This is a genomic window from Curtobacterium sp. PhB191 (assembly GCF_004346515.1).
GTDB lineage: Bacteria > Actinomycetota > Actinomycetes > Actinomycetales > Microbacteriaceae > Curtobacterium.
Genome location: NZ_SMBV01000003.1, coordinates 127,449 through 139,640, shown reverse-complemented (window position 1 = coordinate 139,640; position 12,192 = coordinate 127,449). Strand labels below are relative to the sequence as shown.

The window sequence follows — 12,192 nt, the reverse complement described above, 5'->3', positions numbered from 1 at the left end:
GCGTCAGCTGTGCGCCAGGAGCCAGCACATGCCGGCGGCGGCGAAGGCCATCGCCCAGCTCACCAGGCTGCCGATCAGGAAGTACTCCGCCTGGTAGCCGGTCGTCTCGCGCCGGATCTCGGGGAACCGGACGATGCCCTTGGCCGCGATCAGTGCGGCGACCACCGGGAAGGCCCCTGCCATCGCGAACCCGGCCAGCAGCAGTCGTTCGATCGGGCCGATCAGTCGTCCACCCTTGAGGCTCACCGTGCTGTCCCCGGACTGTTCGGCGTCGGCGTCGGCGCGTCGGCGTCGCCCGAACCGGCGGCGGAGGTCATCGGCCTCGGCGCCCGTAGTGGCTCCGCGCTGCAGTCCCGGCGGGAGTGCCTGGGCGACGACCACGTTCGCGGAGTCGACGAGGAACAGCGCCGAGCCGACACCGCCCACGACGGCGGCGAGCGGAACGGCGTCGACGAACGCCAGGCCCGAGCCGTCGTGCCAGTCGACCACGAAGCCCGTGCCGTCGGGCAGTGGCCCCCAGAGCAGCAGCACGGCGACGGCGAGGGCGAGCAGGACCGCTGGCCAGGACCCGGACCGCCGCAGCAGCCCCCGGGTCGTCGGCGCGTCATGGTCGTCGTCGGCGGTCCCGGTACCGGCCCGGACCGGCGCGGTCGTGGCGATCCACGCCGCCGCGAGCACCACCGTGACGAGGACACCCCACACGGGGACACCGAGACCGAGCCACGCCACGGCGGACACCCCGGCCCACAGCACGACGACCGCGATGGTGGTCAGCGTGCGCTGCCGGTGTGCATCGGCACCGGTGCGGGCCCGGACGACGTCGCCCAGACCGATGAGTGCGAGGAGGATCCCGGCGAGCATCAGCGTTCCTGTCCCACGAGGACCCGGAGGCCCTCGACGATCGCGGCCACACCCGACTTCTGCACCGACTGGGACACCGCTGACGGGGTGATCCCCTCGGTCGCGGCGATCTGCGCCTGGGTCCGGCCCTGGACGAGGCCGAGCGCGATGCGTCTTGCCCGGGGCGTCAGGCGGGCCATGACGTGGTCGCGGCTGAGGAAGTAGGCGTTCACGAGTCGCTCCTCGGTGCCGTGGCGATCGTCGGACGCGTGGAACCACGACCGGAGGAAGGACGTCCGGCCGTCTTCGCGGCGGTGCGTCTCGTTGATGGCGTCGCGGGCGGACCACCACGCCGGGCCGTCCTGGAGCGGACCGCTCGTACCGGACCCCACCGTCCGCACCGTCCCGCGACCCATCCCGAGCCGGACCTGCACCGTCGGTGGCAGGGCGAGCATGGCGGCGGTGCTGGCGACGAGCGCGTCGGTGAGCGTGGCGTAGATCACCTGGAATTCGTCGCCGACGGTCGCGTGCACCGGGTCCACCGGGGTGACGTCGGTCGTCTCGCGGAACGCCTGCTCGACCTCGCGCTGTGCGGCGGGGCGGTCGTCGAGCGTTCGTGAGTCGACGAGGTCGAGGATCACGGCGTAGACGGGGTCGTCGGACATGGGTTAAGTGTACGGCTTACTATCGGCGAAATGAAGCCGAGCGCTGAACTGGCCAACGGACGGGATGTCCAGCGCAACGATACGGGGAATCGACCTCTAGGATCGTGTCGCGGGCTCTTAGCTCAGTTGGTAGAGCACTTCGTTTACACCGAAGTGGTCGGCGGTTCGAGCCCGCCAGAGCCCACCGCAGACGCGATCACGGGGGGTCCGATGAACAGCCGACGACACGAGCCGGTCCGACAGCACTCCGTCGACTTCTTGCCGGGAACGAGTGGGAACCCGGTCGCCCCGTTCCAGCGCGACCACCAGCCCGGACAGGGTCCGATCCGTCACGACTGGGTGTACCTCGTCCCGATCGGCGCGGTCTTGGTCGGCGGGGTCATCGCGTTCTTCGTGTGGGGGAACTGACCGCACCGCCTGACGACCGCACCGGTCCGCGCGACCGACGGGGGGCAGGTCACGCGCGCCGACGGCGGACGGGAGGCGCGGTGCGGGCCTGCACCGCGCCTCCCGTCCGTCCCTCGGTCGCGCCCAGGGCCCGACGTCAGCGCTCGACGTCAGCGCTCGACGTGTTCCAGGTCTGCCAGCAGTGATTCGTGGACCGGCTCCCAACCGAGCGTGCGACGCGTGTGCTCACTCGACGCCGGCTGGTCCATCACGAAGATCGGGGCGAACGCCCCGAACGTCTCATCCGCGACGCGCTCGACCGGCAGTCCGAGCCGTCGGCCGATCACCTCGGCGAGGTCGCGCACCCGGTCGCCCTCGTCGGCCACGGCGTGCCAGACCGTGCCGGCCGGTGCGACCTCCAGCGCCAGTCGGAAGAGCACGGCAGCGTCCCGAGCGTGCACGGCGGGCCAGCGCTGTTCGCCGTCTCCGGGGTACCCGGCCACACCGCTGCCTCGGGCCGTCTCGGTGAGGATGCCCGCGAAGCCGCCCGTGCCGTCGGCGTGCACGGTCCGCGGCAGGCGGATCGCCGACACCCGGACGCCGCGCTCCGCGAGCTCGAGCGCGGCGAGCGTCGACCGAGCGCGGCCGGCGACCGGTCCCTCGAGGGGCAGAGGGTCGGCCTCGGTCGACGCCCTGCCCGGGACCCACGGGGTGCCGGACACGACGACGAACGGGCGGTCGGAGCCGACGAGTTCCTCGCCGAGTGCGGCCATCGCGTCCGCCTCCTCGGCGATGCCCCGGGTCAGGGCGTCCGGCGAGCTGAAGTCGCTCGAGAACGCGAGGCTGACGACGCCGTCGGCGGCGCGAGCACCGGCACGCAGGACGTCGAGGTCGCCGAGACCGCCCCGGATCGGTTCTGCGCCCGCCGCGGTGAGGGCTGCGGCCGAGCGTTCCGAGCGGGCGAGCGCAGTGACGCTGTGGCCTGCGGCGATGAGTTCGGCGACGACGGCCGTTCCGATGGTGCCGGTGCCGCCGGTGATGAAGACGCGCATGAGATCCTCCAGTGATGGGACAAGTGTCTCGTCACCGTACACCTGTGATGAGACAATTGTCCCGTCCCGTAGGATGCTTCCATGGCGCGATGGGAACCGGGAGCTCGGGAACGGCTGGTCCTGGCCGCCGTCGACCTGTTCTCCGAGCAGGGGTACGACGAGACGACCGTGACGCAGATCGCCGAGCGAGCGGGGGTCACGAAGAGCACCTTCTTCCGACACTTCCCGGACAAGCGCGAACTGCTCGTCGCCGGGCAGAAGACGCTGAGCCGCTTGTTGTCCGAGGGGATCACCGACGCAGCGCCCGAACGTTCACCGCTCGACGCCGTCGCCGCTGGGCTCGAACGTGCATCGGGCGAGATGGGTCCGATGAACCGCGAGCTGGGACCGCGACTCAAGGCCGCGGTCGCCGCGAGCGCCGAACTGCAGGAGCGCGACGCCCTGAAGAGCGTCGGGATGGCCGCCGCGATGACCGATGCGCTCATCGAGCGCGGGGTCGCGGAACCGACGGCCCGGCTCGCGAGCGAGATGGGCGTGCTCGCCTTCAAGCAGGGGTTCGACCGGTGGGCCGGTGCGGCACGCGCTGATGACGACGGACTCGCGGGTCATGCGCTCGCAGCGTTCGCCGAGCTGCGGGAGGCTGCTGCGGCGCTCCGGTGAGCACCGCCGACGCGGTACGACGATGCCGTTGTCGCACGACGTCGACCTCGTCGTTCCGCATCGGGTCAGCGCCGACCAGCGCCCCCAGCGCCCGCGTCAGCCGCCCACCACGTGCGGGTACTCGTCCGAGCGCCCCTGGAACGCGAGGATCGCCGGGTTGCGCACGTGGCCGTCCTCGATCTCGACGGCGCGTCGGATCGTGTCCGAGTCGGCCCACGACGACGGGCCCTCCATGACCGGTCGGAGGAACGGCATGAGCGCCTCGCTGATCTCCCACGTCGTCGAGTTCCAGAGCAGCGACGGGCTGTGGTCGACGGCGTAGTAGTTCGTGCTCTCGCCGACGGTGGTCATCGGTTCGGCGAAGGTCGTCGCCTGCGCCCACTCGAACCCCATCCCCACGTCGATCGAGACGTCGACGATGAGGCTGCCCGGACGGAACACGCCCAGGTCCTCGGTGCGCAGGTACGTGAGCGGAGCGTTCGGGTCCTGGAGCGTGCAGTTGACGACGATGTCGTTCTCGGCCAGGTACGGCGCCAGCGGCACCGGACCGTCCTCGGTCTTCACCGTGTTGCCGCTGGGGTCGTGGTCGTCCTGGCTGATCTGCAGCATGTCGACGGAGGGGATCGGCGACCCCACGGCCGCGATGTCGCGGTTGGTCAGGACGCGGACGTCGTGGATCCCGTGGGCGTTCAGCGCGGTGACGGCACCGCGGGCGGTGGCCCCGAAGCCGATCACGACCGCGGTGAGGCGGCGGCCGTAGTCCCCGGTGGAGCCGCAGAGCTGCAGGGCGTGGATGACGGAGCAGTAGCCCGCGAGTTCGTTGTTCTTGTGGAACACGTGCAGGCTGAACCCGCCGTCCGACCGCCAGTGGTTCATCGACTCCCACGCGATGAGGGTGAGGCGCTTGTCGATCGCGACCTGGGTGAGGGCGGGGTCCTGCACGCAGTGCGGCCAGCCCCAGAGGACCTGTCCGTCCCGTAGGTCCTCGAGGTCGGACACCTGGGGTTTGGGCAGCAGCACGACGTCCGACGCGGCGATGACTTCGTCACGGTCCGCCATGGCGCCGACGAGGGGTTCGAGTTGGTCGTCCGTGACGCCGAAGCGGCGACCGTACCCGCGTTCCAGGATGATGTTCGCGCGCAGGTCGGGGTCGATGCGCTCGAAGTGGGCGGGGTGGATCGGGAGGCGGCGTTCGTCGGGTTTCCGCGACTCGGCCAGCACCCCGAGGTGCAGCAGCGGCGATGCTGCCGGTGTTTGGGTCATGGTGCACTCTACGGCCGCTTGCCGCCGCCGAGCGGCCGAGTCGCCGAGCCGCCGAGCCGCCGAGCCGCCGGGCGGCCGAGCGGCCGAGCGGCCACGTCACCCGCGGCGGTCGCCGAGCGCCGTGAGCACCAGGGTCTCCATGTCGGGGCCGTCCTGGGCCCCGTGGTCGATCAACAGCCCGTGCATCCCGGCCGACCGGGCCGCCTCCACGTCGTGCGCGACACTGTCCCCGACGAACAAGCAGCCGCTCGGCTCGACGCCGAGTTCGGCGGACAGGGTCTCGAACGCTCGACGGTCCGGCTTCTGCACCCCGATCCGCTCCGAGGTGCACACGACGTCGACCGCGTCGAGCAGGCCGGTCCGGCGCAGTTTGTCGACCTGCTGCGTCTCGGTGCCGTTCGTCAGCACGCCGATGCGGTACCCCCGCACACGGAGCGCCCGCAGCAGCGGCAGGCTCCCCGGGTACGCACGCCACGATGCCTCGTACTGGCGCCGGTAGGCGTCGAAGAGCTCGTCCAGCCCACCGTCGTCGGCGGGGATCGGCACGCCGAGCGCGGGCAGGACGGCCCGCAGCCGTTCACGCCGCTGCTCGGGGAAGCTGATCTGCCCGGCTCGCCACCGCTCGAACTGCTCGGTCTCGGCGGCGAACCAACGGCCCATGGCGGACACCGAGACCGGGATGCCGAGTGACTCGAGGAAACGGCCGGCACCGGTGGTCGCTGCACCACGGTGGTCGAACAGCGTCCCGTCGAGGTCGAACCCGACCGCTCGCAGATGCGCCATGTCCTCAGCGTAGGGACGGCGACCTCGACGACGTGACGTGATGCGGTTCTCCGCACGAAGTGGGCCGGCCCGTCGGAGCTCGGCCAGGATGCACTGGGAGGCGTCGTCCTGCCGGAAGAGGAGTCTCCCCATGCGGGTCCTGAGCTACGTGCTGATCACGGCGCTCACCCTCGGGGGCACCCTGCTGGCGGTGTTCGAACTCAGCGACGTCTCGGACGCCCTGATCATCGCGGTGAGCGTCAGCATCCCGATGTTCGTCGTCGGACCTGCGGTGGTCGGGTCGTTGGCGGGCTACTGGGACCACCGGTCGTCCACGGACAGCTCCCGGTACCTGCGGTGGTGGCTGCTGGGCGTGGTCGCCGTGGACGTGGCGGGTGCGGTGGTCGTCGTGCTCGCGTCGGTCTCGGCCGGCGCGCCGGTCTGGGTGCCGGTCGTGCTGATCGGGGGAGCGGCGGTGCTGCTGGTGATCGCGCGACCACTCGGTGCGCTGTTCCGGCGCACGGAGCCGTCGCCGTCGGCGTACCCGGTCGGCTACCGGTTCGGACTGGCCGAACTCCGCCACACGATCGTGGTGATCGCGGTGACCTTCGGCGTGTCCATCGTCGTCGTGACGATCGGCGTGGTGGTCCTGGCCGCCCTCTCCGGGGACGACCCCGCTGGACTCACCCAGGCCGCCTTCCTCGCCGGCCAGCTGGTCTTCACTGCGACCGCGTTCGCGGCCCTGCTCCAGTCGCTGCCGTTGAACGGGCTCTTGCGGGCGTCCGCCGGCCACGACCTCGGTCGGCTCCGCCGGTTCTCGAAGATCGTGCTCCGCGGCGCGGACTTGCCGCTCGACCCGGCTGAGCAGGTCGGCGTCGTCCGGTACGCCACGGTTGTCCCACTCGCGCTGCGGTTCCAGCTCGTGTACATCGGCTTGCTCTACACGGCGCTCGCGTTCCAGATGGTGTCGACGTGGATCCGCGGCGACCTCGGGATCCTGCCGCCGGTGTTCCTCGTGCTCATGGTGGCGGTGCTCGTCTGGATCGTCCCGCTGACGCTCCGCCGGATCCGCCGTGCGACGGCCTACGCCGCGCGGCACGCGGACCTGGTCGACATCGACCAGACTTGATCCGTGTCCCCGACGATCCACTTCCACCAGAAGCACCACGACGCCGTCCACCGCGGCGAGAAGGTCACGACGGTGCGCTGGCACGAGGACATCCGCACCGGCCCCGCGGTGTTCGTCTTCGACGAGCACCCCTCAGCGACGCCGTTGGGCGGCCAGGTCACCGAGGTGACCGACCACCGCCTGGCGGAGCTCACCCCTCGGGCGGCGCACCAGCCGGCCGACACCGACATGGTCGACTTCGCCCGGCAGCTGCGCGCCAACTACTACCCGGACATGCCGGACGACGCGGTGGTCCAGGTCGCGGTCATCGCGCTCGACGCGACGCCGTCTGCGTGACGTCCGCCAGGGCGGTGGACGGGACGACCTGACGGACGGGAGGCGCGGTCCGGGCCCGCCCCGCGCCTCCCGTCCGCCCGTCGGCCCTGCCCAGGGCGCGTGGTGCGCGCTCGACCGGTCACCGGTGCAGCGTGGCCTTCGGGTACTCGCCGTAGCGGCTCGTGTACTCCGCCGAGAACCGGCCGAGGTGGGCGAACCCCCAGCTGCGTGCGACCTCGCTCACCGAGGTGGTCGCGGTGTCGAGTCGCAGCAGGTCGCCCCGGACGCGCTGGAGCCGGACGGACCGGACGTAGGCCGACGGCGGCATCCCGAACAGCCGCTGGAACGACTCCTGCACGGCACGGACGCTCAAGCCGGACACCGCGGCGAGGTCCGACACGGCGATGGGTTCCGCCGCGTGCTCGTGCACGTGGTCGACCGCTCGCCGGATCCGGGCGTTCCGGGGTGCCCACAGGGCGCTCGACGGTTCGGCGGCCTTCGGTGGGTACAGGGCGAGGAAGGCGACGGCGACGGCCCGGGTGGCGTCCGACCAGGCGGTGGAGGCCACACCCTGCGCCGCGAGGACCCGACGAGCGGACTCGAGGACCTGCCGCCAGCGCACGACGGCGTCCGCTGCGGGGACGGCACGCTCGTCGAGGTGCAGGCCGCCGGAGGGCAGTCCGTGGCGCTCCTCGGCGACGGACCGCACGAACGCGCGGGTGAGGTGCACCATGACGGCGTCGTGGTTGCTGGCCTCGACGACGGCGCGTCGTTCGGTGGGCATCAGCGCCGGCACGCCGTTGTCGACCGGCCCGCCGCCGCGCAGGAGGTCGAGCGTGACGACGCCGCCGAGCACCAGGACGACGATGTACGCGTCGTCGGGGGCCACGGTGCCGCGGACGTAGCCGCGCATCTGCGACCGGCGGAGCGTCACGTTGCCGTCACCGACGGCCAGGTACCGGAACGAGTACGCCCCGGTGGTCGGACGGGTCTGCCAGGAGGTGCCCGTGACGAGGCCCGGCAACTGCTCGAGGGCCTGTTCGGGCGAGGACGCCGAGGCCTCCAGGCGGACCGGTGCGGCAGCGGTGGCGGTGTTCGGTTCGGTGGTGGTCGCGGATGACGTCTCGTCGACGGATTGTTGCGGCACGGTGACACTCCCTGATCGTCTCGAGGAACACAGGAGTTCCGGCGACCGGGGTCCGGGGCAGCTGCCGCCAAGCTACGTCGGTCCTGCTCCGGGCACAAGGGCGGTGATGATGCTCCTGTTCCGCGCTGTGCGCGCTCTCCTACGTTCCGTGACGAATCACTGCGCCCCGTTACGTCGACGCTCGTGCGCGTCGCTCGCTCGTGTTTGCATCGCTCCACTGACGAGGGAGTGTTGCATGACGCACGTCGAACGCACCGCCCGCGCGGCCACGGTGCCGTTGCGGATCGCGGTGTTCTCGCACGGCACCGAGGCGCCGCCGGCGACCCGGGCCTACCGCGAGGAGCTCGAGCTCTTCACCGCGGCGGAACGCCTCGGGTACGACGGGGCCTGGGTCCGCCAGTTCCACTTCCGGCACGACGACGCACCGGCTCGCGGCGGTCTGCCGTCCCCGTTCGTCTTCTTCGCCGCCCTCGCCGAACGGACGTCCACCCTGCGCCTCGGGCTCGGCGCGGTCACGCTGCCGCACGAGGACCCGGTCCGGGTCGCCGAGGACGCCGCCGTCCTCGACGCGATCAGCGACGGCCGGGTGGAACTCGGCGTCGCGAACGGTGGCGGCCCGGAGACCCTCGACGTCTTCGCGCCCGGTCTGGTCGGGGCCGACCACGACACCCGTCGTGCCGCGTTCGACGAGCAGCTCGCACGGCTGCTCGACGCGCTGCGTGGTGCGTCACTCGGCACGGGGACCGCACGCCTGAACCCGGACGGCAGCGGGCTGCTCGACCGGATCTGGGACGCCACGCTCAGCGCCGAGAGCGCCGCCATCGCCGCCCGTCGGGGGCACGGAGTGCTGATCGGCACCACGCAGACCGTGCCGGCCGAGGTCACCGCGGACGCCTACCACGCCGCACTGCCAGACGGCGCTGTTCCCCGCGTCGCGCTCTCGACGGCGATCTACCCGGCCCCGGACCGCGAGACCGCGCTGCGCGAGGCGCGTGCGGGCATCGAGGCGAAGTACGCGTGGGGCGAGTCGTTCCTGCCGCCGGCGACGACCCTGGCCGAGAAGGCCGCGTCGCTCAACCTCCACTACGGCACGGCCGACGACATCGCGGAGTCGATCGCGTCGAAGCCGTACTCCCGGTACGCGACGCAGCTCAACGTGCAGGTCGACGACGGCTACTCCGACGTCGGTGCACGGACGGACGCCCTCGCGCTGTTCGCCGAGCAGGTGGCCCCGCAGCTCGGCGCCGTCCTGGCCCACGAGGCGGTGACGGCATGACCCGCGACGGCGGCCTGGTGCTCGGCGGGATGGTGTTCTACCCCGGCGGCGAGCACGTCACGAGCTGGCGCCTGCCGGGCAGCGAACCGAACGCCTACCTGGACGTCGAGTACTACGTCCGGTTCGCGCAGACGCTCGAGCGCGGTGGGTTCGCGACGCTGTTCATCGCCGACGAGCTGTACGTGTGGGACCGCTTCGCATCGGGCATCGACCACGCCGTGAACATCCGCACCGAGCCCTTCACCCTGCTCGGTGCCCTGTCGCAGCGGACCGAGCACATCGGGCTCGCCGCGACCGTCTCGACCACCTACAACGAGCCGTACCACGTGGCCCGGAAGCTGGCGTCGATCGACCACCTCAGCGAGGGCCGGGCCGCCTGGAACCTCGTCACGAGCGCCTCGGACGAAGAGGCCTGGAACTTCGGTCGCGACGCGAACCTCGACCACGCCGTCCGCTACCGCCGGGGTGCCGAGTTCGTCGACGTCGTGCAGGGCCTCTGGGACAGCTGGGACGACGACGCGTTCCTGTACGACCAGGAGTCCGGGTACTTCGCGAAGCGCGACGGACTGCACGTGCTCGACCACGAGGGCGAGTTCTTCCGCGTGCGCGGGCCGCTCAACATCGCCCGGCCGCCGCAGGCCCACCCGGTGCTGTTCCAGGCCGGGGCGTCCGAGGCCGGCCGCGCGCTGGCCGGGGCGAAGGCCGAGGGCGTCTTCACCCTCTGGCAGGACGACCTCGCCGACGCGCAGGCCCTGTACGCCGACTACAAGCGCCGCGCCGTCGAGCACGGACGTGACGCGTCGTCGATGCTGATCCTGCCGGCGGTGTCGCCGGTGATCGGCGACACCGAGGCCGACGCGCTGCGGCAGCTCGACGAGATCGAGGAACTGACACCGGACCGCGTCTCGCTCGACCTGCTGTCCCACTACCTGCAGACCGACCTGTCCGACCGGCCGCTCGACGCACCGTTCGAGCACGTCTTCGACGAGACGGCGATCAACCAGTCGAAGTCCGTCTACGAGTCGATCCGCCGCATCGCCGCCGAGGCCACCACGCTGCGCGAGGTCTACCGGACGATCCTGCGCCGTCGGTTCCTGCCGGGCACGCCCGAGCAGATCGCCGACTGGCTGGCCGAGCGCTACGAGCAGGACGCCGCCGACGGCTACATGCTCGCGTTCTCGTCGATCCCGGTGAGCGTCGACCGGTTCGTCGACCAGGTCGTGCCGGAGCTCGAACGTCGTGGCGTGTACGACCGCACGTACCGCGGCGACACCCTGCGGGAGCACCTCGGGCTGGCGCGACCGGCGAGCCGGTACGACGGTTCGGCAGCCGCGCCCGCGCCCGCGGCTGTCGACCAGGAGGCGTCCGCATGAGCGACCGCATCCTGCTGGGCGCCTTCGCCTTCCACCCGGGCGGCGCGCACGTCACCGGGTGGCGGCACCCGTCCTCGCGCCCCGCCGAGCACCTGAGCATCCGGCACCACCGCCACATCGCGCAGACCGCCGAGCGCGGGGTCTTCGACACGCTCTTCCTCGCCGACGGCCTGTACTTCTGGGACCGGTACCCGTCGGGCGTCGACCACTACGGTGCGCTGCGGCCCGAACCGTTCACGCTGCTCGCCGCGCTGTCCCAGGTGACGTCGCGGATCGGCCTCGCCGCGACCGTGTCGACGACCTACAACGAGCCGTACCACGTGGCCAGGACCCTCGCCTCGCTCGACCACCTCAGCCGTGGGCGAGCCGCGTGGAACCTCGTCACGAGCCGCTACGACGAAGAGGCTCGCAACTTCGGTGGTGACGCCCACATCGACCACTCCCGGCGGTACGAGCGCGGTCGCGAGTTCGTCGACGTCGTGAACGGGCTGCTGGACAGCTGGGACGACGACGCGATCGTGGCCGACCCGTCGTCCGGGGTCTTCGCGCGCCGCGACGGCCTGCACCGTCTCGACCACGAGGGCGAGTTCTTCCGGGTGCGCGGGCCGCTCAACATCGCCCGGCCGCCGCAGGGCCACCCGCTGCTGTTCCAGGCCGGCGGGTCCGAGTCCGGGCTGGAACTCGCCGCCGACACGGCCGACGCGGTGTTCACCCGTGGTGGCTCCACCGCGGACGTCCGACGCTTCGTCGACGACCTGCGCGCCCGCGCCGTCCGGCATGGCCGCTCCGCCGACGCGGTGAAGATCATGCCGTCGGTGATGCCGGTCGTGGGGGAGACCGCCGCCGACGCCCGAGCCGAGGCGGACGCGATCCTCGCCCTGACGCCGGACGCTCTCATCCTCGAGGACGTGTCGCACCAGATCGGGCAGGACCTGTCCGGCCGCGACGTCGACGTGCCGTTCGACTACGCCGAGGAGTTCGACACCTCGAACGAGACCCGCTCGCCGAAGCCCGCGGTCGACCGGCTCCTCGCCGACGGCCCCGCGACGCCCCGCGACGTCTACGCGTGGTCGTACCGCCGCAGCCTGCTGACGGGCACCGGACCGGAGATCGCCGACCGGTTCGAGGAGCTCGCCGACGACGGTGGCGCCGACGGCTTCATCGTGCAGTTCCCGTACCTGCCCGGCGGGATCGACCGGTTCGTCGACCACGTCGTGCCCGAACTGCAGCGCCGCGGCCGGACCGCCACGGCGTACGACGACCTCACCCTGCGCGAGCGCTTCGGACACCCCCGGGTGCCGGACCGCGCGCACCGCTGACCGC

At 71.8% G+C, this 12,192-nt stretch carries 13 protein-coding genes and 1 tRNA gene; 8 read left to right on the top strand and 6 right to left on the bottom strand.

Annotated features, from left to right (window positions below; all coding sequences use genetic code 11):
- Nucleotides 1-3: 3 nt before the first annotated feature.
- On the bottom strand, nucleotides 4-861 hold the full coding sequence (locus EDF48_RS06395; protein ID WP_131878886.1) for a hypothetical protein: 858 nt from the start codon (nucleotides 859-861) through the stop codon (nucleotides 4-6).
- Nucleotides 861-1,505, bottom strand: coding sequence for a SatD family protein (locus tag EDF48_RS06390; protein ID WP_123292593.1), 645 nt, complete (start codon nucleotides 1,503-1,505; stop codon nucleotides 861-863). Before EDF48_RS06390 ends, EDF48_RS06395 begins: the two co-directional genes overlap by 1 nt.
- A 111-nt stretch (nucleotides 1,506-1,616) precedes the next feature.
- Between EDF48_RS06390 and EDF48_RS06385 the strand changes: the two genes are divergently transcribed.
- A tRNA-Val gene (locus EDF48_RS06385) sits at nucleotides 1,617-1,689 on the top strand.
- A 26-nt stretch (nucleotides 1,690-1,715) separates the two neighbouring features.
- Nucleotides 1,716-1,913, top strand: a complete 198-nt coding sequence (locus EDF48_RS06380; RefSeq protein ID WP_123938243.1) for a hypothetical protein — start codon at nucleotides 1,716-1,718, stop codon at nucleotides 1,911-1,913.
- A gap of 149 nt (nucleotides 1,914-2,062) precedes the next feature.
- Here the strand turns inward: EDF48_RS06380 and EDF48_RS06375 are convergent, their stop codons facing one another.
- The gene (locus tag EDF48_RS06375; protein ID WP_131846194.1) at nucleotides 2,063-2,944 is read right to left on the bottom strand and encodes an NAD-dependent epimerase/dehydratase family protein; all 882 of its coding nucleotides are present in this window, start codon (nucleotides 2,942-2,944) and stop codon (nucleotides 2,063-2,065) included.
- A gap of 81 nt (nucleotides 2,945-3,025) precedes the next feature.
- Between EDF48_RS06375 and EDF48_RS06370 the strand changes: the two genes are divergently transcribed.
- Nucleotides 3,026-3,604, top strand: a complete 579-nt coding sequence (locus EDF48_RS06370) for a TetR/AcrR family transcriptional regulator (protein WP_131878884.1) — start codon at nucleotides 3,026-3,028, stop codon at nucleotides 3,602-3,604.
- Nucleotides 3,605-3,700: 96 nt separating this feature from the next.
- Here the strand turns inward: EDF48_RS06370 and EDF48_RS06365 are convergent, their stop codons facing one another.
- A complete protein-coding gene (locus EDF48_RS06365; protein ID WP_131878882.1) occupies nucleotides 3,701-4,867 on the bottom strand; it encodes a N(5)-(carboxyethyl)ornithine synthase in 1,167 nt (388 codons plus the stop codon).
- Nucleotides 4,868-4,963: 96 nt separating this feature from the next.
- Nucleotides 4,964-5,650, bottom strand: a complete 687-nt coding sequence (locus EDF48_RS06360) for an HAD family hydrolase (RefSeq protein ID WP_165932333.1) — start codon at nucleotides 5,648-5,650, stop codon at nucleotides 4,964-4,966.
- A gap of 130 nt (nucleotides 5,651-5,780) precedes the next feature.
- Here EDF48_RS06360 and EDF48_RS06355 point away from each other — a divergent pair, with 130 nt between their 5' ends.
- Together EDF48_RS06355 and EDF48_RS06350 are read left to right on the top strand one after the other, a co-directional pair.
- Complete coding sequence (locus EDF48_RS06355) at nucleotides 5,781-6,758, top strand: hypothetical protein (RefSeq protein ID WP_131878877.1); 978 nt, start codon at nucleotides 5,781-5,783, stop codon at nucleotides 6,756-6,758.
- Between the two features lie 3 nt (nucleotides 6,759-6,761).
- Nucleotides 6,762-7,094 carry an ASCH domain-containing protein gene (locus EDF48_RS06350; protein WP_131878875.1) on the top strand — a complete coding sequence of 111 codons (333 nt, stop codon included), beginning with the start codon at nucleotides 6,762-6,764 and terminating at the stop codon, nucleotides 7,092-7,094.
- Nucleotides 7,095-7,212: 118 nt separating this feature from the next.
- On the opposite strand, the gene EDF48_RS06345 is transcribed toward EDF48_RS06350, so the two are convergent.
- On the bottom strand, nucleotides 7,213-8,220 hold the full coding sequence (locus EDF48_RS06345) for an AraC family transcriptional regulator (protein ID WP_123938238.1): 1,008 nt from the start codon (nucleotides 8,218-8,220) through the stop codon (nucleotides 7,213-7,215).
- A 235-nt stretch (nucleotides 8,221-8,455) separates the two neighbouring features.
- Between EDF48_RS06345 and EDF48_RS06340 the strand changes: the two genes are divergently transcribed.
- Genes EDF48_RS06340 through EDF48_RS06330 form a run of 3 tightly spaced genes read left to right on the top strand, consistent with a single transcriptional unit; the run spans nucleotide 8,456 to nucleotide 12,188 of the window.
- A complete protein-coding gene (locus EDF48_RS06340; RefSeq protein ID WP_159573002.1) occupies nucleotides 8,456-9,496 on the top strand; it encodes an LLM class flavin-dependent oxidoreductase in 1,041 nt (346 codons plus the stop codon).
- Nucleotides 9,493-10,869 (top strand): LLM class flavin-dependent oxidoreductase, encoded by a 1,377-nt coding sequence (locus EDF48_RS06335; protein WP_131878873.1) that lies wholly within the window; start codon nucleotides 9,493-9,495, stop codon nucleotides 10,867-10,869. The genes EDF48_RS06340 and EDF48_RS06335 overlap by 4 nt, the downstream gene beginning before the upstream one ends.
- Entirely contained in the window at nucleotides 10,866-12,188 is a 1,323-nt protein-coding gene (locus tag EDF48_RS06330; RefSeq protein ID WP_123292604.1) for an NtaA/DmoA family FMN-dependent monooxygenase, read from the top strand. The genes EDF48_RS06335 and EDF48_RS06330 overlap by 4 nt, the downstream gene beginning before the upstream one ends.
- Nucleotides 12,189-12,192: the final 4 nt, after the last annotated feature.